Genomic DNA, 24,268 nt, shown 5'->3' with positions numbered 1-24,268 from the left:
ATTTTTATGAAAATCAACCCCTATCAGATGAAAATTGTAGTGGCAATTTTGCTGGCTAATTTAATCAACGTAGCATCTTTTGCTCAACAACGGCTAGTGCAGGATATTTCTAATAATGACTGGAAGCTTTGGTTGGATTCTGATGCACAATGGCAAAAAGATGTCTTGTTTACGCCTCCCGTTGTTATAAAAAAATTGCCTGTTAATATTCCATCCGGAGGCTGGCAGGCATTAGAAAAAGGAGAAAGTAAAACGGTTCATCTTCCTGCTACCGTGGAAGAATTTTATTGGGGCTGGAATACAAATTCTTTTGGAGTTTCAGGTAATTATCTGGGCGTTTCCTGGTTTTCAACTCAGGTAGCTGTGCCACAGTCAATGAAAGGAAAACGAATTGTGTTGCATTTTGAAAGTGTTCGTTTCAGGGCAGAAATATTTGTAAACCAAAAGTTAGCTGGCTATGATTTAATCAACGGAACTCCTTTTGATGTTGATGTTACCGATTTTATCACTGTTGGGAAAACGAATTCGATTGCAGTTCGAATTACCGATCCAAACGGAAATTTTGATTGGAGAGACAGCTCCAATTATATGTGGGGAAATTATCGTACCAACCCAACCCACGGTTTTGGCGGAATTACCGGAAAGGTGAGTCTTGTAGCAACGGAGAATATTTTTGTGAATGATATTTTCATCAAAAACAAACCAATTTTGAATGAAATCGATGCCGAAATTTCATTGACAAATAATACTGCAACAACTTTTAAAGGAAGTTTTTTATTAGAAGTTGCTGAAAGAAAAACAGGCAAATCAGTTTTCGAAAAAAGTTTCCCAATTGAAGCTACTAAAGGAGAGAATACACAGTCTTTTACAATTAAAGTAGATAATGCCAAGCTTTGGGACATCGACAACCCGAATTTATATGTGCTGAAAGCTTCGCTTAAAAATGACAAAGAAGTAAAAGATGTTGTAGAGAAAAAGTTTGGTTTCCGTTGGTTTGAAGTCAAAGAAGTGGATGGAGACAAACAGTTTTATCTGAACAACAAACGTATTGTAATAAGAACGGCCATATCTTGGGGTTTTTGGCCGATTAACGGAATTGCTCCAAGTGATGAACTGGCCAAAAAACAAATTGCAGATGCCAAAGCTGTTGGTTTGAATATGTTGAATTTTCATCGTACCATTGGTCAGACCAATGTTTTGGATTATGCCGATGAAATGGGATTACTCTATTTTCAGGAGCCGGGAGGGAATCAATTTCCGGCGAACCAATTCAATCCTAAGAACGAATTGGAAAAGAAACAGGCTGATTTTTATTTTGCCGCCCGCGACGAGAAGTTTTTCAGAATGATAAAACGTGACCGAAGCCATCCTTCATTGGTGATTTACAATATGCACAATGAAAGAGGAGCGGAGCCTCAAAAGAAAGATAGCGTACAGATGTTGGCGGGACACAAATTGGATCCAACCAGAATTATGACGTATAATTCCAGTAATGGTCCAATAAAAAAAGGAATTGATCCACGTTTTAAATTGCATTTGTTACCGTATAGTAATCAGTTTCACAATTTCGGTTGGTTTGACCAGCATCATGCAGGAGGTCCCGGAGTGTATCATGATAATTTATACAGCAATCCTAAAAAGTACGCAAAATTCACAGATAACAAAGAAGAAATTGTGTATTACGGCGAAGAAGGAGCCATTGGAACACCGCCAAGATTGCAATTGATTAGAGACGAAATCCTTAAAAGAGGTAAGGACATTGGCTGGGAAAGCGACGATTATTTGAAATGGTATGATGCTTACGATAATTTCCTGAAGAAAAATGATTTCGAAAAGTCATTTCCTAATGTGGACAGTCTGACCAGAAAAATGGGGAATGTGACTTATTATTATCAGGGTCGAACAATTGAAAATGTGCGAATCAATAATACAATTGACGGTTATGCAGTGAATGGCTGGGAAAGTATGAAACTGGAAAATCATTCGGGCATAGTTGATAATTACCGAAATCTAAAGGGTGATGCCGATTTGATAGCCCGTTACAACAAACCTTTGTATGTGGCTGTAAAATTGACTAATAAGGTTTTATCTGTAAAAGATACGACGGTGGTGGATTTTTTCATTGTAAACGAAAAAGACGTCAAAGGAGCATTTGATTTAAAGGTTAAAGCAACAAACAATAAGCAACAAACAGTCTGGACCAAAACAATTCCTGTTACAGTAACTGGTGGAATTAAATATGGCGAATTATTGTCTGCGAAAAACACTTTTGCACCCGAAACTGAAGGTTATACGAAGATTACGGCTGAATTAGTTTCGAAAGACAATACCGTGATTGCCAGCGGAAGCGACGAATTATTTGCGGTAAAACTGAACAAGGAAAAAATAGCTTCCAACATTATGGTTGCTGATACGACGGGCGTTATTGGTAACTATTTTAATTCTGAAAAAATTAATTTCAAAGAGTATAAGAGTGGAACTCCGTCCGGGAATTGTTTAGTTATAGGTGGTTTTAAACCGCAGCAAACGGGGAATCCATTGGTTACTGACCTTTTGGAATGGGTGAATAACGGAAATACCGTGGTGGTTGTTAATGATACCGATACCTGGGTGAGTTATTTTGCTAAAAAAGAAGCCGCTGATTACAGAGGTTTCAAAACATTAGGGACATCCTGGTATGGAGGAAATTATTTTGTTAAGGAGACAAAATGGTTTGAAGGTTTGCCGCAATCCTGTGTTTTTAACTGGGAATACCAATGTTTTGCAACTTATAATAAAAACAGATTGGGACTCAGAATGTTTAACGGGGAAACAATTGTTGGTTGTGTTTCTGATCATAAGCAAGAGGTTTATTCTGCTTTAAGTGTAATTCCACACGGAAGAGGAAAAATTATTCTTTGCGCACTGGATATTTTTAGTTGCATAAAAGAAAATGCAGTAGCTAATAAAGCAGAAGGAGACGGGGAAAATGCTTCTATGAAAACTTTTGATGTGTCGGCTAAAAACAAAGCCAATATCGTAGGACAACAACTTTTGTTGAATTTATTAAAGTAATCTTTTGTTAAGTAAAAAATATAGAATCAATTCATTTTAAGCGACGTCTCAATTAACGGAATGAGTTTAAAAGCTAATAAAAAATAGAAAGATGAGAATCAAAACAGTATTCATTTCGGTTGCCGTTGCATTGTTTGTACAGTGCCTGTCAGCACAACAGCAAGCCAAATCAAATTATTCAACCTTAATAGCGGAATCAGTGATTAAAAACAATCCGCAGGTTTGGACAACTGATTTTCAGAAAACACCAAAATGGGGCTACGTTGAAGGTTTGGTTTGCCTGTCATTGCAACAACTTTCGGAGCATAGCCGAAATGATAAGTATTCCAATTATGTAAAAGAAACTTATACGGATCTTTTGATAGATGCTGCGGGAACTATTAAAGGTTACAATATGGAAACGTTCAGGCTGGATGATATTAATTCAGGTAAAATTCTCTTTGCACTTTACAAAAAAACGAAACAGGAACGTTACTTAAAAGCCATTGAAACATTACGTGACCAACTTAAAAAACAGCCAAGAGTTGCTGAAGGCGGATTTTGGCACAAAAAAGTATATCCTAATCAGATGTGGTTAGATGGCTTGTACATGGGCTTGCCTTTTTATGCACAATATGCTGCTGTTTTTAAAGATCCTAGTGCTTTTGATGACATTACAAACCAATTATTGTTGGCTCAAAAACATCTGAAAGACCCAAAGACAGGTTTGTATTACCACGGTTGGGATGCCAGTAAATCAGTCTATTGGGCTAATCCGGAGACAGGTCTTTCTAAAAATTTCTGGGGCAGAGGAGTGGGTTGGTTGTATATGGCTTTGATTGATGTTTTGGAATATTTGCCTCATGATCATAAAAACTACGCTAAAGTAGCCTTAATGTTTCAGGATTTAAGCAAGGATTTGATTCGGGTTCAGGATAAGGATTCGGGAGTTTGGTTTCAGGTATTGGATTACCCAAAAAGAGAAGGGAATTATTTGGAGTCCACCGGCTCAATTATGTTTGCATATGGGCTTTGTAAAGGAATGGAATTAGGAGTTTTAGATGCGTCTTATCTTAAACCGGCCAGAAGTGCTTATAAAGGTATTTTTAAAAATTTTGTCAAAGAAGCTAAAAACGGAACATTAGAGATTACCTCCTGTTGTGCGGGAGCCGGTTTAGGTCCTGCTGATAATTTGGTCAGAAACGGAACTTATGAATATTATATCAGTGAAGCGGTAAGATCTAATGATGGTAAAGCAATTGGCCCGTTAATTATGACTTGTATAATGGCCGAAAATAATCCTAAATGGGGAATGAATAATTAATTAAATAGTGTAGTGTTTTAATGAAAAATAAAAGGTTAACATTAGCTTTATTGCTAGCAGTTTTAAGTTACAGCGGAGTTACAGCGCAAAAAATAAAGAATACTGTTTCAGAAGTTTGGGTGGCTGATTTAGGAAATGGCAGTTATAAAAATCCAGTTCTTTATGCCGATTATTCTGATCCGGATGTTTGCAGGGTAGGAAAGGATTATTATATGACGGCTTCCTCATTTAATTGCATTCCGGGTTTGCCTGTTTTGCATTCTAATGATTTGGTCAATTGGGAATTGGTTAATTATGCATTGCCAAAGCAACCGCCTGTTGAGGTGTATGATAAAATCCAACATGGTAATGGAGTTTGGGCACCTTGTATTCGTTATTACAAAGGGGAATTTTATATTTTTTACCCAGATCCTGATTTCGGGATTTATATGATTAAAACCAAAGACCCTCACGGGAAATGGAGTGAGCCTGTTTTAGTAAAGGCAGATAAAGGTATTATTGATCCGGCTCCATTTTGGGATGAGGACGGAAAGGCTTATTTGGGGTACGCTCTTGCCGGAAGTAGAGCGGGGTCTAAAAGCGTATTGATAATTTGCTCCATGAACGAAGACGCCACAGCAGCTTATGATGATGATAAATTATTGTTTGACGGTCACGAAAAACATCAAACGGTAGAAGGTCCTAAATTATACAAGAGAAACGGTTATTATTATGTGTTTGCCCCTGCAGGTGGTGTGGCTACAGGCTGGCAGTTAATTTTGCGTTCTAAAAATATATTTGGACCTTATGAAGAAAAGGTAGTTTTAGAGCAGGGTAAAACCAATATTAACGGGCCTCATCAGGGAGCCTGGGTAGATACGGTAACCGGCGAAGATTGGTTTCTGCATTTTCAGGATCAGGGCGCTTATGGCCGTGTGGTACACCTTAATCCAATGTCTTGGAAAGACAACTGGCCGGTTATGGGGGTAGATTATGATAAAAATGGAATTGGCGAACCTGTGTCGACTTATAAAAAACCAAATGTTGGAGCACAGTATCCAATTGTAACCCCTCCGGATTCAGACGAATTTAATGAACCTGTACAAGGGTTACAGTGGCAATGGCATGCCAACAAGCAATTAGTTTGGGGATATCCATCAACAGGAATGGGCTATTACAGAATGAATTGTATTGCTAAGCCTGATAATTATGTGAGTTTATGGCAGGTGCCGAATATATTGGCTCAAAAATTCCCGTCTAACGAGTTTACCGCTACTGCAAAGTTTGATTTTAAACCCAATTTTGACAATGAAGAATTTGGTTTCCTAATCATGGGAAGAAGTTATAGTTATATTGCGGTGAAACAAATTAAAGGGAAACTGAAATTAATTCAGGCAATAGGAGATAAAGCCGATAAAGGAAAGGCTGAAACTACTACTGAAATAGCCGATTTAAACAGCGGTTCATTGTATTTCAGAGTAAAGGTTGAAAATGGAGCCAAGTGTCAGTTTTATTACAGCTACGATAATAAAAAGTTCATGAAAGCGGGTACTGAATTTAAAGCTACCGAAGGAGTGTGGATTGGAGCCAAAATGGGATTTGTGGCTTTAAGAGAGGGGAAAATAAATAATTCAGGTTACGTAAATGTGGATTGGTTTAGAGTAACAAAAGACTAAATTAAAATTCAATCTAAAATTCGATAAAGGCTGTTTCAACTATGAAACAGCCTTTTTTATTGGGATTATTTATTTTCCTTACGATATTCACTCGGAGTTAGATCGTATTTGTTTTTAAAAGATTTAGTGAAGTATTTCATGTCTGAAAAGCCGGTCATGTAGGCAATTTCTTTGATTAATAACTGACTGTTCATTAACAATTGGGCAGCCCTTTTAATTCGTACATCTCGGATGAATTCAACAGGAGTGTAACCCGTAAGACTTTTTATTTTGTAATAAAAAGAAGTGCGATTCAGTCCTACGACACTGCCTAAATCTTCTACCGAAAAATCATTATTGTCAATGTTTTCTTCAATGGCAATCATTACTTTTTGCATGATTTGTTCGTCCTGATCCGTAATTAAATAAGGCTTAGGATTGTACTCTTTTGGATTGCTTTTTTCGTAGGAATCAAAAATGCCCTGCAGCCTTTTTCGTTGTTCGAGTAAATTAACAATTCGGGCTTTTAAATAGGAAACACTGAACGGTTTGGTTATATAATCATCTGCACCATAAGAAAGTCCTTCCAGCTGACTTTCAATTGTGGTTTTTGCGGTTAAAAGTATAACAGGAACGTGGCTGGTCTCGATATTGTTTCTTATTTTCTGTAAAAGTTCCACTCCGCTGAGTTTAGGCATCATAATATCACTGATAATAAAATCGGGAGTGCTTTCCAGTATTTTTTGATAGGCTATTTCGCCATCTTCGGCTTCCAGAATTTCATAATCATCTTCCAGAACATTATTAAGGAATGTTCGCAGTTTAAGGTCATCTTCAACGACTAATATTTTTATTTTTTCCTGACGCTCTTCCGGATTGTTATAGAGTGTTATGGGCTGTGTTTTGAGTAATTTATTTTCAACTATTTCTTTAGATTCTTCTTCGGTACTAATTTCTACCTCGTCAGTAAAATGGCTGTATCCCTGTTTGAAAAAGACAGAAAAGCTGCTGCCTTTATTGGTTTTACTTTCAAAATTAACTTCTCCATGATGTTTTTCTACCAATTCTTTTACCATCGATAAACCAATACCGGTGCTGGGATTATTACTGTTTTTGTTGAAAGAAGAAAAACGGTTAAAGATGCTGTTATGATGTTCTTCGGAAATTCCAATGCCTTCATCGATTACGGTTAGTCCTATTTTTTTGTCGTTTTTATAAATGCGAAGGCGTATTGTTTTTTCATCCGGAGTGTATTTAAACGCATTCGATAAAAGGTTCATGATGATTTTTTCCAAAGCATTTCTGTCGGCCCATAATTTGATATCATCATCTAAAATTTCTAAGCTATAGCTAATCTTTTTTTCCTGAGCAATTTCGATGAAATTATTAAAAATATCACTGGCAAATTCGGTTAAATTTATTTCGGAGATTTTTAATTTCTGAGCCTGAATTTTTCTAAAATCCAATATCTGATTAACCAGCCTTTGCAGTCTGTTTGTACTTTGAGATACGTAATCGAGTTGTTTTTTTATGATTTCAGGCGTTTGGCTATCATTTATTAAATATTCTATTGGACCTGAAATTAAGGTTAAAGGCGTACGCAATTCATGTGAAATATCGATAAAAAACTTTTGCTTCATATCAAACATATCTTTTTCAATTTTGGCATTCGTTTTTAATTGGTAAATGGTAATCATTGTGCGGTTAATCAGAAGGATACATCCTATAATTAACAGCGCATAAATAATGTAAGCCACTGTTGTATTCCAAATAGAAGGTTCAACATTAATACGCAAACTTCTTTCATTTGTTACCCAATTTCCCTGACTGTTGGTCGATTTTACTTTAAAGGTATAGCTTCCCTTGGGCACATTCGTATAAAAGGCCGTTCTCTGGTTGTTGACAAAATTCCATTTCTCATCAAAACCTTCCAGTTTATAGGCATATTTGATGTTTTTTGGGTTTTTATAATCCAAAGCAGCAAACTCTATATTGAAAAAGTTTTGGTTATGATTCAATACGATATCTTTACAATTGTCTAAGGAAATCGCTAATGGAGAAGTCTCTTTATTGATATCTACTTTTTTGTTGAATAACCAAAGGTTGGTAAAGGCCAGATAAGGGGAATAATAATTGGATTTGATTTGATCGGGAAAGAAATGGATTATTCCTTCGGAGTAACCAAACAGGATTTCGCCCGATTTCAGCCTGCACTTAGTAGCTTCTGAAAAGTTATTGTTGTTGATAGCCCATTTTATTTCCGGAAACACTTCAAAATATTCTTTTTCAGGGTTAAATCGGGTTAGGATATCATCAGTAGCGGCCCAGATTTTACCGTCGTTATCCTCAACTAAGGACAACATATTGTTAGACGGCAAACCTTCATTTCGTCCAAAAGTTTTAAACTGAACAGGAAATCCTAACTTATCTTTAGAAATAACTTTACTAATACCTCCATCGGCAGTTGCTAAAATGGTTTTGCCATTTTTAGTAACGCAAATGTCCATAATATCATTGCTTCTAAGTCCGTTAGGATTGACATTGTTTATACCATACGTTTTTATGTTTAGGCGATTGGTATTTGGTTTTACTGCCAATAATCCGCCAGTGGTGCCCACTAAAATTAAACCCTCTTTAGTTTGATTGATGCATCTTATTTTACTGAAATTCTCTAATGGATAGGATTTCCATCGGTTTCTGTGATTGATAAACTTTAGTTGCCCAAATTTGTCTTTTTCGATTAGGTTTAATCCATTAAAAGTTCCCACCCAGATTTGACCACTGCGGTCTTCATAAACCGAATAAATGTCGTTATCGCAAAGACTGAATGAATTTGTATCGTTGTGTAAAAAATGTTCTACGCTGTAGTTGTAAGGCGTTTTTTGAGGGGTTAATTTATAAAGACCGTCTCCACGTGTTCCAATCCATATATTTGCATTACGGTCTTCGGTTATACTATATGCTGTTTTGAGCCATGTAGCCGATTTACTCAGTTTACCTGATGGAGAAAGTTCTCCCATTTTGTTCAGGTTTTTATCATAAATGAGTATCTGTTTTTGTTTGGTGCTAATCCATGTTTTTTCGCTTTTATCCTGAAAAATAACCCTCACATTTCTGGGAATAGTATTTAAGTGTGCTGCGTTAAAATTGTATTCGCTAAACGTAATTTTGCATAAACCTGCCGCCTGCATATTGTACCATAAAGAGCCCTGACGGTCAAAGAAAGCGGTGTGTAAGCTGTTAGGTGAATTAGAATTAAGGGAGTTCGATGGTACTGTAAATGGAAGGAGCGTTTTTTTTACAGCATCAAATTTTGAAAAGATGCCTCCTGAAGGCTGAACCCAGACGTCGCCTTTTTGATCGGTTAATACCAATGCATTTACCGGTGCGTTAGAATTGATTTTCTCGTCAGAAGTTTCCGGGTAGTAAGATGTTTTTTTGTCTTTAAAATCAAATAGATAAATGCCTCTTTCTTTGCCCGAAACAAACCATAATTGATGTCTTTTCAGAAAGGCAACAGGGTTAAGGTCAGTTGTTTTTAAATTGGGCTGGGTTTTCGAATTGAAAATTTCAATTTCGCCGGTATAAATATTGATCGTACAAAATCCTTTTTGGTCGGTGATGGCAAGAATGGTTTGCTGATCTAATTTTTCGAACTTAATGATTTTTGCATCTAATGCTATTTTTTTAGTTCTGAAATTATGATTTCCCTTAGAATATTTAGCAATTGTTCCATTTGAACCTCCAAACCAAATTTCATCTTCAAATTCAATGGCAGCATAAAATCCGGTTGGCAGATGCAATTGTGTTAAAAAGTAAGTTGGAGTTTTTTTCGGTTTGAACGGATTCACCAGAGTAATTCCATTATTTGTTAACAACCATGAATTTTTTTGTGAATCTTCGAATACGGTGTGAACAGTATTCGTTTTTAAATTATTCTTTTTTTTATGGAATACAATAGTGGAAAACATGTAGTCAGTAACAAGTACACATCCATTATCGTTTTTAGAAAGTAACCAAACCATCCCTGATTTAGTGACTTTAATTTGCCCGATGTTGAATTTTTTATTGGGTAAATCAGCAACGAGTTCGGTTCCCCAAAAAGATTCTGATTTTGGATCAAAACAGTACAATCTGGAATCCAGCGCTTCCGATCGCATCCAGATTCGGCCATAGATGTCTTCAATGATTTTATCAACCCGATTGTTTTTCATGATAACCTTATCGGAGGCTTTGGGTTTATAGTTGGTAAAGGAATAGCCGTTGTATTTGCTAAGCCCGTTTGTGGTTGCTATCCAGATAAAGCCTTTTTTGTCCTGAATGATTTGGTTGATGATATTATGCGGAAGTCCGTCTTCAACCTGAAACTTTTCATAAGAGTAATTTTCCTGACTGTGCATGATAAATTGAGACAGAAAGCATAGAAGCATTATGATATAAAGGTTTCCTGAAATCTTCATTGTGGTTTTTAGTTGTAGGATTGAACAAATTTACAATAATATATAACTGTTTTTTTAAGACAGAATGCAACTTGTTTGTATGTTTTTGATGAAGTTCCCGTTTTAAAAAAATTGAAAAGTGTTGCTATAGCTTTCTTACTTAACAAAACTATTAATAGTACATTTACAGATTAGGGGGGATATCACACATATCGAAGGGGCATTTTACAATTTAATCAATTGTGTTGTTCTGTAAATGAGTGATATAAGAGTTGAGATATTATGAAAAAAGCATAAAACTCAACTAAAGAGTTTTATGCTTTTAAAATTTAAGTTATTGAGGATGTAACTTTTAATAGATTGAACTAATATTGATTTCTAATTTGTAGATTTCAAGTTAATAATGCCTGACTGAAGTCCATTTCCGGAAACCTTTAATGTTATAGTACCTGCTTTTTTAGTGGCTTTCACTAAAACTATCAGTTTTCCACTGAAAAGTTTCATAGTATTTTTGTGAAACATCTCAGTTGAGGTGGCGTCACCATTACAAGCAGCCCTATAGGTTCCTGCGCCATTTACTTCAAATTTCAATTGATTATCCGCCAGAGGACATGGAATGCCATTCTTGTCAACAACAGAAACAGTAACAAATGAAATGTCTTCTCCATCTGCTTTAATGGTTTTACGGTCCGGATTAAGTACAATTTTGTAAGGAGTGTCAGCGGTGTGGATTTCATTTTGAGCAACAGCTTTACCATTAGAATCTAAAGCAACTACTTTTATAGTACCCGGTTCATATTTTACATCATTCCACATAAGACGATATCTGTTTTGTGGTGTTGCATTATTCTTTTTTTGTATTCCCATACTTTTGCCATTGACAAAAAGTTCAGCACTTTCATAATTGGTATATACAAAAACAGGAGTGATTTCGCCCTCTCTTCCTTTCCAGTTCCAATGTGGTAAAATATGCAATGTTTTATCGGTAGTATTCCACCTGCTTCTATACAGGTAAAAACGATCTTTAGGAAGACCGGCCAAGTCAGAGATTCCAAAATAGGAACTTCTTGAAGGCCATTTTTCATCATAAGGTGTAGGTTCTCCTAAATAATCAAATCCGGTCCATACAAATTCACCTATAACCCATGGTTTGTCATCTTGTAATACAAAATCTTCATCCGGTAAATTAGACCAGCTACAAGCTTCCAAATCATATGATGAGCATTGTAAATCGTCATATTGTTTGTTTTTATATTGTTTTACGGGGAATTTATATATGCCTCTGGAACTAACTGTAGAAGCGGTTTCTGATCCTAAAATAAAACCTTGGGGGAACGCTTTATGTGCATCTTCGTATAAATGAACCCTGTAATTTAACCCAGGTATATCGAGTAAGGAACCAAATCCGGAGGCCATAGTTTGCTTAACTTGATCCATTCCTACTGTTACAGGACGTGTTGGATCTTCTCTGTGGAAAATATCTTGCAGAAACTTAGCTCTTTTAAGTCCTTCAGCTCCATATTGATCAGGAACTTCATTACCTGCACTCCACATTACAATACAAGGATGATTTCTGGTTGCTCTTACTAAGTTTACAATATCTTTTTCGGCATAATCTTCAAAAAAACGATGGTATCCATTCTTTACTTTTGGTTTAGCCCATTCATCAAAACTTTCAGCCAAAAATAAAAATCCCATTTCATCGGCTAGTTCCAATTGTTCAAAAGAAGGCATATTATGGGAACTGCGAATAGCATTGCAGCCCATGTCTTTCAGGATTGTTAGTTGTCTTTTTAAAGCCGCTTTATTGATGGCAGCTCCCAATGGTCCTAAATCATGATGAAGACAAACTCCCTTGAATTTAATTGTCTTTCCATTTAAACTGAATCCAATTTCAGGTTCGTACTTAATAGAGCGTATTCCGAATTTTGTAATTTCCTCATCCTTTAATGTTCCGTCATTCGAAATTAATTGAGTAACGGCAGTATAGAGATGAGGAGTTTCAGGACTCCATAACTGCGGATTAGTAACATTAATTGTTTGGTCGAATTTGCCATCAACTGATTTTGGGCTTTTGGCTGTTGCTATTATATTGTTCTTAGCGTCTTTTATAATGGTTACCATAGAACAATTGGTCCCATTTGCATTGGTTTTAATATTTACAGTTGCTAAGTTGTTATTTACTAAAGGTGTAGTAACAAAAGTGCTCCATTGTTCAAAACTTTCAGTGTCTTTTACAATGATGCTTACTTTCCTGTAAAGTCCGGCGCCCGGATACCATCTTGAAGAATAAGGCTGGTTAGTGAGTTTTACGGCTAAAACATTTTTTGATCCGATAATTATATCTTTCGTAATGTCAATGTAAAAATAGCTGTAGCCATAGCCCCATTGACCTATCTTTTTTCCGTTCAAATAAACTTCAGGTTCACTCATAGCGCCATCGAAAACAATAAGAGCTCTTTTTCCTTGTTGGAATTGAGGTAATGTGAATGTTTTACGATACCATCCAGAACCTATATGTGGTAGTGCACCTGTACGACCGGTTTTTTCTGTGGCAATTTTTTCTCCATTTTGTTCTATTGCTGTAATTTGTATATCCCATTTTTTATCAAAGGGGCCATAAATAGCCCAGTCGTGAGGTATACTTACAGTTGACCATTTAGAATCGTTGTAGCTTGAGGAGGACGCGTCTTCTTTGATGTCTTTAGCAAATTTCCAATTATCAGTAAGGAGTATCGTATTACGGCTATTTTTGAATGTTTTTTGTGCTGAAGAGCTTAATGATAAAAATCCTGTAAAAAAAAGTATTATCACCATTTTTACATTCATGTTTTGTATTCTCATTTTATATTTTTTTGAATTCATTTTTGCACTAAAAGTAAAAACTTTTTTAATAAAAAAAATCCTGTAGTTTACTTCTTGTAATTAAAATTTAAGATAATGGAGATTTAGTTTCTCTTTTGCCCATTCGGTATGATACGATATAGTTAAATCAGAGGGAGGATAGATGCTGTCAGCTATTGCCGCATTTTGTCCATAACAGAAAATAGTACTGCTGAATAATAAAAATTGCGCAATCAATTTTTTCATAGATGCAAGTTTAATTGGTTGAATGGAATAAATATGAGGGTTCTGCATTCTGCAAAAAAAATAGTAGAATGCGTATTGCTACAAATCTAAGTGGTTTTGATTTTACAGCTATCCTGTGATAACCTGTATCCTTCAGTATGATTTTTCTTGAGATAAGATTAGTCTGAGTTACAAAGATCCTCTCATAATAAGACTGCTTTTATTTTCAATTTGTTCTTTTTTATGATTGAGAATTAATTCGGCCAGAATGCGTCCCATTTCTTCAAAATCGGTGGATATGGTGGTGATTCCTTCGGAAACGACTTTTTTTAGAGGAGTGTCATTGTAAGAGATGATGCCCAGATCCTGACCAATAACTAATTTCTGTTTTTTAGATTGTTCGATTACGTTTACCAAATGACGGTCATCTGGGATGATGTAAAGGTCTCCCTTCTGGATTTCGTTATTCTCAAAATTAGAGATGATGTCGTAGTGAAACTGATGTTTTTTACAAAAATCGATAAAACCTTCCCGCATTCCTATGGGTTGTTTGTAACTGGAGAAAATCAAAATGAGTTTTTTGTATTTTTCTATTTGGTTTTTGCCCGATTCTAAGGCATTGTAAGTGTCTTTAGTGTGATTTTGATGTACAGAGGGATAATTCTTTAGTTCCGGATTAGTCTGGTCCAGAATAAATACGTCTTCTTCGGGAAGTGTTTTGATTACAGCCGCTGCATTAACCAAATTGGTTGGCATAATGATGTATTTCGAATAATTGCCATTGTTTTCATGGATGAGTTTTTTAAAAACTTCGGGATTAAAATAATGAAAGAAGATGTCTATTTGTGCATTTCTGTTAATGGTTTCCATAAAAGAATTGTAGAGGTCTTCCTTAAAAGCATTTAATTCGTCAAACAATAAGAAAATCCGCTGCTCAAAACTAAAATCCTCACTTTTTACATAATAGCCTTTGCCTAAAATAGCATAAATAATTCCTCTTTTTTTGAGTTCGTCATAAGCCAATAAAACCGTATCTCTCGAAATACTAAATTCAAGAGAAACTTTGTTAACCGAAGGTAGTTTATCGCCTCTTTTTAAGCGTTTCTCGGCTATGGACATTTCTATTGACAAAATAATTTGCTTGTATTTTGGGAGATTCTGTCTTTTGTTTATTGCTATTATTTTCATGTTTCAAAAAATCAGGTTATAAATGTATGTAAAAAACCGGTATATAGTGGTATGGTTTTACAAATGAATTAGCATGGAATAATTTATTTACCAATAATTGATGTGTCGTTTTGTTTGTCAACACCTCTACGGTAGTAGATATCCGGTAGAGAAATTTATAAACTGGTTGGTACTGGTTTGTTTTTGTAAATGTTGTACATACATTTGTTATTTACTCCATAAAAAAAAACTTTAAAAAAAATATATTTGCTATTTTATTTCAAAATATTTTAAAAAGAAAACTGTCAGATAAAAAGATTTAGATTTTATAAAAGAAATACAAATGAATACGATTTTAAATGGTCAATTAAACATAAATAGCTTCCTTGTTAGAGCTTGTTTATTAATGATGCTGTTTTCAGGACTAGCCAATGCTCAGTTAAAAATTAATGAAAGCGAAGTTGGTTTGGGCTGGAGTAATAACTCGGTAAATACAGTTGTTTTTAGAAACAGTGCGCTTACAACTTTTAAAAAGTTTCAATATACCGCTTATTACAATCCTGATGGGAAAATGGTTTTGGCCAGGCGCAAATTGAAAACCAATAAATGGGAAAAAGTAATTACGCCCTATAGCGGAAATGTAAAAGACGCGCATAACGATATTAGTATTGCTGTTGATGCTAAAGGCTATCTTCATGTGAGTTGGGATCATCATGATACTCGTTTGCGATATGCTAAAAGTAAAGCGCCATTTAGTTTGGAATTAGGAGAAGAATTACCAATGACAGGTCAGGATGAAATAAAGGTTACTTATCCTGAATTTCATAATTTACCTGATGGGAAATTGTTGTTTTGTTATCGTTCAGGAGCTTCCGGAAGAGGCAATATGATTATGAAATCCTATGATGTGAAGACTGAAAAATGGACTTCATTGCAAAATAATTTAATTGACGGAGAAAATCAGCGCTCGGCATATTGGCAAATTTGCGTAGGCAAAAAAGGAATTTATCTTTCCTGGGTTTGGAGAGAAAGCTGGGATGTATCAACAAATAATACTATTTGTTATGCTTTTTCAGCTGATGGCGGACAAAGCTGGCAAAAATCTGCCGGAGAAAAATACAGTTTACCAATAACAAAAGCAACTGCTGAAACTGCCTGGAATGTTCCTCAAAACAGCAGCTTAATCAATCAAACTTCGATGACTGTGGATGAAGCGGGAAATCCTTATATTGCAACCTATTGGGCTACTAATGGAGTGCCACAATACAAAGTGGTTTACTGGTCAAATAAGAAATGGAATTTAATCGATACTAATTTTCATTCGAACCCATTTACTTTAGGAGGTGGTGGAACTAAAAGAATTCCAATTTCCCGTCCTAAAATTTTGGTTGATAAATCGATGTTGTATTTGCTTTTCAGGGATGAGGAAAGAGACAACAAAATCACATTGGCGTATGCCAATTTAGACAAAAAACAATGGGAGTTGAAAGATGTAACTTCTTATTCGGTAGGGCAATGGGAGCCTAATTTTGATGTGTCACTTTGGAAGAGAAAAAAACAATTGCATATTTTTTCTCAAAATGTAAGTCAGGCCGATGGGGAAGGATTGGCTAAGGTAGACCCTCAGCCAGTAAGAGTTGTTGAATTTAAAAAATGCCTTAAGTACAATTCACTCAATCGAAAAACACACTAAAACCACTAAATAAAACTGAGAATGAAAAGGAAACTAATTTTTGCGCTTTTGTTGGCTGTGCAGCTCATTAACGCGCAGCAACAACAAAATGAATGGGAAAATCCTAATATCGTAGAAAGAAACAAAGAAGCAGGGAGAACTTCGTTTGTTTTATTTCAAAACGAAACGACAGCAGCGACTAATCAAGCAGAGCAATCTTCGTATTATAAAAGTTTAGACGGAGAATGGAAATTCAATATTGTTAAAAAACCGATTGACCGTCCGCAGGATTTTTATAAAGTGGATTTGGATGATAAAAGCTGGGCTAGCATTCCGGTACCATCTAACTGGGAATTACAGGGATTTGATATTCCTATTTATACCAATATTACTTATCCTTTTCCGCGAAATCCCCCCTTTGTAGATAATAATTACAATCCGGTAGGAAGCTACAGAACAAAATTTACAGTACCCGAAAATTGGAACAGCAAAGAAGTGATACTTCACTTTGGTTCTATTTCAGGTTATGCCCGTGTTTACCTTAATGGAAAAGAAGTGGGAATGACAAAAGCAGCAAAAACAGCTGCCGAATTTGATGTGACTCCGTTTTTACAAAAAGGAGAAAATGTACTGGCAGTTCAGGTTTTTCGCTGGCATGACGGAAGTTATTTAGAAGATCAGGATTTCTGGAGATTGAGTGGTATTGAGCGCAGCGTGTATTTGCAGGCTGTTCCTAAACTGACGGTTTGGGATTATTTTGTACACAGTGATTTAGATGAAAATTATGCTAACGGACTTTTTAAAACTACGGTTCAGTTAAGAGCTTTTCAGCAAAATAAAATCAAAAATGCCAATCTAACGCTGACTTTATTAGATGCTCAGGGCAAAAAAGTATATGCCGAAACTAAAAAAGTGAGCAATCTAACTAAAGAAGTTACTTTTAATTCTACTGTTACTAATGTGAACAAATGGAGTTCAGAAATGCCTTATTTGTATCGTTATATTATAAAACTGGAAAGTGTTAATCCTGATGAGAATTCGGTTATTTATGGGAAAACAGGTTTCAGAAAAGTCGAAATTAAAAACGCCCAACTTTTAGTTAACGGTAAGGCGATACTTATTCGCGGTGTAAATACTCAGGATCATCACGAAACAAAAGGCCATACACCTGATTATCCAACTATGCGCAAGGATATCGCATTAATGAAGCAAAATAACATCAATGCTATCCGAATGAGTCATTATCCGCATGATCCTTATTTGTATCAATTATGTGATGAATATGGAATGTATGTAATTGATGAGGCAAACATAGAAAGTCATGGGATGGGGGTTGAAGGACAAAACATTTCTGCGGAGTCTAAACACCCTTCTTATGTGTCAATGTGGTTTCCGGCGCATTTGGATCGTATCAAGCGTATGTTCGAAATCAATAAAAATCATCCTTCAGTGATTATATGGTCTATGGGGAATGAATGTGGTAACGGACCTGTTTTTCATGAAGCATACAAGTGGTTGAAAAGCACGGATCCATCACGTCCGGTACATTCTGAACAGGCCAAAGAAAATAGCAATACTGATATTGTAGCACCAATGTATCCAACTATCAAATACATGAAAGAATATGCTGCCGCAAAAGATAAAACGCGACCTTTTATCATGTGTGAGTATTCACATGCGATGGGAAATAGTAGCGGAAATTTTCAGGAATACTGGGATATTATCAACAGCAGTCGTCATATGCAGGGTGGTTTTATCTGGGACTGGGTAGATCAGGGAATTAAAACCAAAGATGAAAATGGAACGGTTTATTATGCTTATGGAGGAGATTTAGGAAGTAAAGATCTTCGTAATGATGAGAATTTTTGTGATAACGGATTGATTAGTGCTAATAGAAAACCACATCCGGGATTGGCTGAGGTGAAAAAAGTATATCAAAGCATTTTGTTTAGTCTGAAAGGATTAAATCAATTGACTATTAAAAATATTTTTCAGTATACTAATTTAAATCAGTACCAATTCAAATTTGAATTGTTTAAAAACGGTCATTTAGTTCAGGAAAAAACATTCAATGTAGATTGTGAACCTGGAGAAAATGTAACTATTGATTTGCCTGTTGAAGCTTTAAATGCAAATGCAGAATATTTTCTGAATGTCTATGCTTATACCAAAACAGCAACCGATATGGTTCCTGTAAATCATGAAGTAGCCAGAGAACAATTTGCCATTGGACAAGGGAATTTCTTTGCTGAAAAAACAATGGAAATTTCGAAAAAGAAAGATTTGAAATTCAAGACAAAAGCCAGTGTTTTGACTTTTGAAACCAATGCAGTTGCAGGATCTTTCGATTTAAGTAAAGGTGTTTTAAAAAGTTATATTTCTAAAAATAATCCTTCTGAAATTGTAACTGCTTTTCCAACGCCTTATTTCTGGCGAGCACCAACAGATAATGATTTTGGAAACAAAATGCCGGAGAAATTAGTTGTTTGGAAGGAGGCTCATTTAAATCCGGAAGTAAAATCGGTTACGGTAGGCAAACAAACAGAACAAGGCTTGCCAATTGATGTTGAATATGCTTTGGCTGAAGCCAAAATACCTTACATTGTCAATTATCTTATTCAAAATAATGGGGAAATAAAAGTTACAGCAAGTATTGATGTTACCGATAAGAAAATGCCGGAAATGCCTCGTTTTGGTATGCGTTTAGAGCTCCCGGGAGCTTATGAAAATCTGAGCTATTATGGTCGCGGTCCGTTAGAAAATTATTCAGATAGAAAATCAGCTTCTTTTGTTGGGATTTATCAGGACAAGGTAGCGAACCAATTTACCTGGGAATATATTCGTCCGCAGGAATGTGGAAATAAAACGGATGCAAGATGGTTTAGCCTGCAAAATGACAAAGGAGTTGGATTGAAAATCACCGGAGAGCAGCCGCTAAGTTTTAGTACGTTAAACGTTTCAACAGAATCTTTGGATCCGGGTAAAACTAAAATGCAACGCCACACCAATGATGTTAAACCGCAAGACAAGGTATTTGTACATTTAGATTTAGCACAGCGCGGTCTGGGAGGCGATGATAGCTGGAAATCACTGCCACATGAGCAATATTTGCTTACGGCTCCAAAATACAGCTACAGCTATACTTTGAGTTTGTTGGATTCAAAATAATTAATAATGTGATTGTCCGCTAAGCGGACTAAAAAAAAACAGGACACAGATAAAACGGATTTTTCGTGGTTTTTTCAATCTGTGATAATCTGCTAAAATCAGTTTTATCTGTGTTCCATTTTTTATATTGAAATAAGAAACGGAAAGTCATAATTAACAATGCCTATTCTTTTAAAAAACAAATAGTATTTATAATATGAAACGAATACAATCCGCATTTTTTGCCACTTCGATAAGCTTGGTTTTAGTGTTGTTTTCTTCTTGCAGCGTCACTAAAAAAGTTGCCGAAAAAAATAGTGCTTACTTATTTGTGTACTTCACAGGAAATGCAAAATCAGAAGAAGCCATACGTTTTGCCATCAGTAAAGACGGTTATAATTATTATGCTCTGAATGATAATAAACCTGTGATTACTTCGGAGGTAATCAGTACTACTGGTGGTGTTCGTGATCCTCATATTTTAAGAGGAGCCGATGGAAATTTTTACATGACCGTTACCGATTTACAAACGGCAAACGGCTGGGATAATCAGGCGATGATACTTTTAAAATCGACTGATTTGGTGAATTGGACTTCTTCGAAAGTGGATATTTCAAAAGTGTTTTCGGGATTTAAAGATGTGACCAGAGTTTGGGCACCACAAACTATTTATGATGCTAAGGCTAAGAAATACATGGTCTACTTCTCGATGTTGCAACCGGGAGGAAAAGATATTGTTTATTATTCTTATGCCAATAAAGATTTTACAGCCTTGGAAACAGTGCCAAAACAGCTGTTTTTTAGTCCAACAAAAGGTTCCTGCATTGATGCCGATATTATTGAAAAAGACGGAAAATTTCATTTGTTCTTAAAAACTGAAGACACTGCCGATAAAGGGATCAAAGTTGCTATTTCGGACAAATTGACTTCAGGGTACGTGTTGAAGGATGAATATGTAGATCAAACTAATGAATCGGTTGAAGGTTCAGGCGTTTTTAAATTAAACAATTCGGATACTTATATTTTAATGTACGATATGTACAGAAAAGGGAAATACCAATTTACGTCTTCAACTGATTTGAAAAATTTTAAGGTAATTGATGAAAATGTTTCGATGAATTTTCATCCAAGGCATGGTACGGTTTTGCCAATTACAAAAGCGGAAGCACAGGCTTTAATTGCTAAATTCGGCTGGTTTCCCAACGGCGAAATCGCAGGTGCAAAATCAGGAGCTATTAAACAAAACAATGTTATAGTTGATGTTGAAAATAAAAAGATGTTGCTTCCTGTAAAAAACGGAACCGATTTAAAGTATTTTGACCCTGAATTTAAAGCCAATAAAGGATTGTCAGTGAGTCCGGCCGGAGCTCAGGATTTTTCTCAAAAAGGAGTGAAATATGATTTTGAATTGGGTGATTTAGGGAAAATGACTGTCGATGTCGAAGCAGTAGTCAGAAATAATCCATCATTGGTGGGCTATTATGCAGATCCTGAAATTTTGTATTCTAACAAAGATAATTGTTTCCATTTGTATCCTACCAGCGATGGTTTTAACGAGTGGAGTGGCGATTATTTCAAGAGTTTTTCATCAACTAATTTAGTGGACTGGACTGATGACGGAGTTTTATTAGATTTGAAAAAAGATGTTGTCTGGACCGATGTAAAAGCATGGGCGCCTACAGCAGCTGAGAAAAAAATAAATGGTCAGTATAAATATTTCTTTTATTACACCGGCGATGCTAAAATTGGTGTGGCGGTAAGCGATAATCCGCAGGGACCGTTTACGGATATTGGAAAACCATTGGTTGCAACAAAACCAAACGGAATTACCAGAGGTCAGATTATTGATCCGGATGCATTTACTGATCCTGTTTCGGGAAAAAGTTATTTGTATTATGGGAACGGATTTATGGTGGGTGTCGAATTGAATGACGACATGATTTCGGTTAAAGAAAATACTTTGACAGTTTTAAAACCAGACCGTACTTTTAGAGAGGGAACAGAGGTTTTTTATCGAAAAGGGAAATACTATTTCTTATGGTCAGAGGATGATACCCGAAGCGAAAACTACAGAGTACGTTACGCAACTTCTGATTCTCCGTTGGGGAATTTTAACATTCCTACAGAAAATTTAATTCTGGCCAAAGATCCTTCTCAGGGAATTTATGGCACAGGACACAACTCGGTAATTCAGATTCCGGGAACGGATGAATGGTATATTGTGTACCACCGTTTTACTATCCCTAAAGGAATTACTATGGGTCGTGCGGCAGGATATAATAGGGAAGTATGTATTGACCGTCTATATTTTGACGAAGAAGGAAATATCATTGCTGTCAAACCTACATTAGAAGGGATTCAGCCTTTGAAAAAATAAATCTTTTTTTACCATTAAGAAATTAAGAGAATTGAGACTCAATGGCTCTTAATTTTAATGGTAAAATTAAAACGTTTAAAAGGTAAATTTTACGTTTTTAATATTTCGCCCCTATGGAGCTCATAATAATGGCTCTATTTTTTCTATACATATTTTGCCACTCTGTGGCTTATTTGGTTTGTTTTTTTAGCTCCGTAGGAGCAAAATGTTTATAGAGAGATTAATAGTTGTTAGGTCTAAGCTCTATCGGAGCAGCATGTTTTTATAATCCGGTTCAGTTTGCAAATTAATTTTATAAATAATGATAAACTACAATTTGATGTTTAGGTGTTTGTTGGTGTTTTTTTCGTTTTCAATATTGGCGAATGCCCAAAATAAATCGGCTAAGATTTCGGTAAAAAACAATCTCAATTTCTCACGTACAGAAATAGTTTCTGTTTCAGGAAAACCACTTTTGGATTTGGTAAAAGGCAATAAACAGCAAGATCTTCGAATCAAAAAAGCAGGAACATCTGAATTTGTTGTTTTGCAATGGATTGATTATAATCAGGATGGAATTGGGGATGAATTGTTGTTTCAGGCGGAAGTTTTGGCGAAAGCCAAAGCCAATTACGATGTGGTTTTTGATGGAACGATAACTTTGCCCGAAAGTAAAAGCACGACTTATTCCCGTTTTGTGCCGGAACGCACCGATGATTACGCCTGGGAAAATGATAAGGTCGCTTTTAGGACCTATGGTCCCGATGCTCAAAAAAGAGTTGAAGAAAAACGTCCGGACGGAACATTGACCAGCGGAATCGATCTTTGGTTGAAAAGAACCGATAAATCCATCATCAATAAATGGTATGCCGAGAATGTGAAAAAACCGGGTTATTACCATATTGATCATGGTGAAGGTTATGATCCGTATCAGGTGGGACCAAGTCGTGGAACAGGAGGGAGCGGGATTTGGGAAAATAATGAATTGGCAGTTTCAAAGAATTTTGTGAGTTACAAAACAATTGCAACAGGTCCTTTGCGTACTATTTTTGAACTGACTTATGCGCCCTGGAGTTCGTATGAAGTGAAGGAAACCAAAAGGATTTCGTTAGATTTGGGTTCAAATTTCTCTAAGTTTGAAATTACAATTGATGCTAAAAAACAAATCCCAAATTACGCCACAGGAATTTCTTTGCACGAAAATAAAGGTGAAGTAAAAATCAATAAAAAAGAAGGCTGGTTCCGTCATGGGGAAACCATTGACGGTGTTTTCTTAGGCGAGGGAATTGTCTTGAATCCGAAGTTAGTAACAGATGCTTTTTCGAATGTTTCTAAAATAAAAGATCGTAGTGATTTATTGGTAATTACAAAACCAAAAGAAAATAAGCTGATTTATTATGCCGGTTTTGCATGGCAAAAAAGCGGTCAGATTGCTAATGCAACAGATTGGGATACTTTATTACAAAAACAGTCTAAAATGTTAGCTAATCCCCTTAAGATAACGATTAAAGGCAATAAATAAATCTTTTTTTGTAGTTTCGCTAAAACTTACAAAAAAAGCAGAATGGATATAATTACTGGACTAAAAGACAAAGTAGTCGTAATAACTGGAGGTGCTGGAGTATTAGGTGCCGGATTTACAAATGCACTGGCAAAACAAGGTGCTAAGGTTGCCATATTAGGAAGAGATTTGGCAAAGGCTCAAAAATTAGCTGAAGAAGTTAATAATGCAGGTGGGAAAGCAATAGGCGTTTCTGCTGATGTTTGTGATGAAGCGAGTTTAAGAAAAGCGCATCAGGAAATCAATGACCAACTTGGTTTAGTAGATATTCTAATTAATGGTGCCGGAGGAAATCATCCTAAAGGAACTACTGCAGATGTCTTTTTTGATAGCCAAAATAAAACAGAAGGTTTGCAAACTTTTTTTGGTTTAGATACTGAAGGTTTACGTTTTGTATTTGATCTTAATTTTATTGGGACTTTGTTACCAACTCAGGTTTTTGCTGCCGATATGATCGGAAGAGAAGGATGCAGTATCCTGAATGTTTCTTCTGTAAGTGCTTTTCATCCGTTGACAAAAGTTCCTGCGTATAGTGCTGCTAAAGCGGCTATCAGCAATTTAACGGAATGGTTGTCGGTTTATTTTGCTAAAGAAGGTATTCGTGTGAATGCTATTTCACCAGGCTTTTTCCTAACAGAACAAAACAGAGCTTTATTGACAAATGAAGACGGAAGTCTTACCGAAAGAGGAAATAAGATTCTTTCACAAACACCAATGGGACGATTTGGTGAACCAAACGATTTAGACAGTACTTTGCTTTGGCTTTGCAATCCGGCTTCACGTTTTGTAACCGGAATTGTTGTTGCTGTTGATGGAGGATTTTTAGCATACGCTGGAGTTTAAAACACACACACATAATCAAAATA

12 protein-coding genes are annotated in these 24,268 nt (G+C 35.8%); 8 read left to right on the top strand and 4 right to left on the bottom strand.

Annotated elements, in window-relative coordinates; all coding sequences use genetic code 11:
- Positions 1-6 precede the first annotated feature (6 nt).
- From BLR17_RS01165 to BLR17_RS01155, 3 genes are all read left to right on the top strand, one after another.
- On the top strand, positions 7-3,054 hold the full coding sequence (locus tag BLR17_RS01165; protein WP_217635880.1) for a glycoside hydrolase family 2 protein: 3,048 nt from the start codon (positions 7-9) through the stop codon (positions 3,052-3,054).
- 91 nt (positions 3,055-3,145) lie between these two features.
- On the top strand, positions 3,146-4,357 hold the full coding sequence (locus BLR17_RS01160) for a glycoside hydrolase family 88/105 protein (RefSeq protein ID WP_066328377.1): 1,212 nt from the start codon (positions 3,146-3,148) through the stop codon (positions 4,355-4,357).
- A 20-nt stretch (positions 4,358-4,377) separates the two neighbouring features.
- Complete coding sequence (locus BLR17_RS01155) at positions 4,378-6,012, top strand: glycoside hydrolase family 43 protein (protein ID WP_066328378.1); 1,635 nt, start codon at positions 4,378-4,380, stop codon at positions 6,010-6,012.
- 65 nt (positions 6,013-6,077) lie between these two features.
- Here BLR17_RS01155 and BLR17_RS01150 read toward each other — a convergent pair whose 3' ends face one another.
- From BLR17_RS01150 to BLR17_RS01135, 4 genes are all read right to left on the bottom strand, one after another.
- Positions 6,078-10,451, bottom strand: a complete 4,374-nt coding sequence (locus BLR17_RS01150; RefSeq protein WP_083189417.1) for a hybrid sensor histidine kinase/response regulator transcription factor — start codon at positions 10,449-10,451, stop codon at positions 6,078-6,080.
- Between the two features lie 357 nt (positions 10,452-10,808).
- Positions 10,809-13,274 carry a DUF4982 domain-containing protein gene (locus BLR17_RS01145; protein WP_083189444.1) on the bottom strand — a complete coding sequence of 822 codons (2,466 nt, stop codon included), beginning with the start codon at positions 13,272-13,274 and terminating at the stop codon, positions 10,809-10,811.
- Positions 13,275-13,355: 81 nt separating this feature from the next.
- Positions 13,356-13,520: a hypothetical protein gene (locus BLR17_RS16455; protein WP_169817165.1), complete on the bottom strand. Its 165-nt coding sequence runs from the start codon at positions 13,518-13,520 to the stop codon at positions 13,356-13,358.
- Between the two features lie 168 nt (positions 13,521-13,688).
- Positions 13,689-14,687 (bottom strand): GntR family transcriptional regulator, encoded by a 999-nt coding sequence (locus tag BLR17_RS01135; protein ID WP_066328381.1) that lies wholly within the window; start codon positions 14,685-14,687, stop codon positions 13,689-13,691.
- 322 nt (positions 14,688-15,009) lie between these two features.
- Between BLR17_RS01135 and BLR17_RS01130 the strand changes: the two genes are divergently transcribed.
- From BLR17_RS01130 to BLR17_RS01110, 5 genes are all read left to right on the top strand, one after another.
- Positions 15,010-16,359: a BNR repeat-containing protein gene (locus BLR17_RS01130; RefSeq protein ID WP_083189420.1), complete on the top strand. Its 1,350-nt coding sequence runs from the start codon at positions 15,010-15,012 to the stop codon at positions 16,357-16,359.
- A 21-nt stretch (positions 16,360-16,380) separates the two neighbouring features.
- Positions 16,381-19,506, top strand: a complete 3,126-nt coding sequence (locus BLR17_RS01125) for a beta-galactosidase, LacZ type (protein WP_066328382.1) — start codon at positions 16,381-16,383, stop codon at positions 19,504-19,506.
- A 196-nt stretch (positions 19,507-19,702) separates the two neighbouring features.
- Complete coding sequence (locus BLR17_RS01120) at positions 19,703-21,862, top strand: glycoside hydrolase family 43 protein (RefSeq protein WP_066328383.1); 2,160 nt, start codon at positions 19,703-19,705, stop codon at positions 21,860-21,862.
- A gap of 301 nt (positions 21,863-22,163) precedes the next feature.
- Positions 22,164-23,363 (top strand): DUF4861 family protein, encoded by a 1,200-nt coding sequence (locus tag BLR17_RS01115; RefSeq protein ID WP_083189423.1) that lies wholly within the window; start codon positions 22,164-22,166, stop codon positions 23,361-23,363.
- Positions 23,364-23,405: 42 nt separating this feature from the next.
- A complete protein-coding gene (locus BLR17_RS01110; protein ID WP_066328384.1) occupies positions 23,406-24,245 on the top strand; it encodes an SDR family oxidoreductase in 840 nt (279 codons plus the stop codon).
- Positions 24,246-24,268: the final 23 nt, after the last annotated feature.

It is taken from the genome of Flavobacterium glycines, assembly GCF_900100165.1.
Taxonomy (GTDB): Bacteria; Bacteroidota; Bacteroidia; order Flavobacteriales; family Flavobacteriaceae; genus Flavobacterium; species Flavobacterium glycines.
The sequence above is the reverse complement of the archived record's forward strand: the minus strand, read 5'-3'. Positions and strand labels throughout refer to the sequence as shown.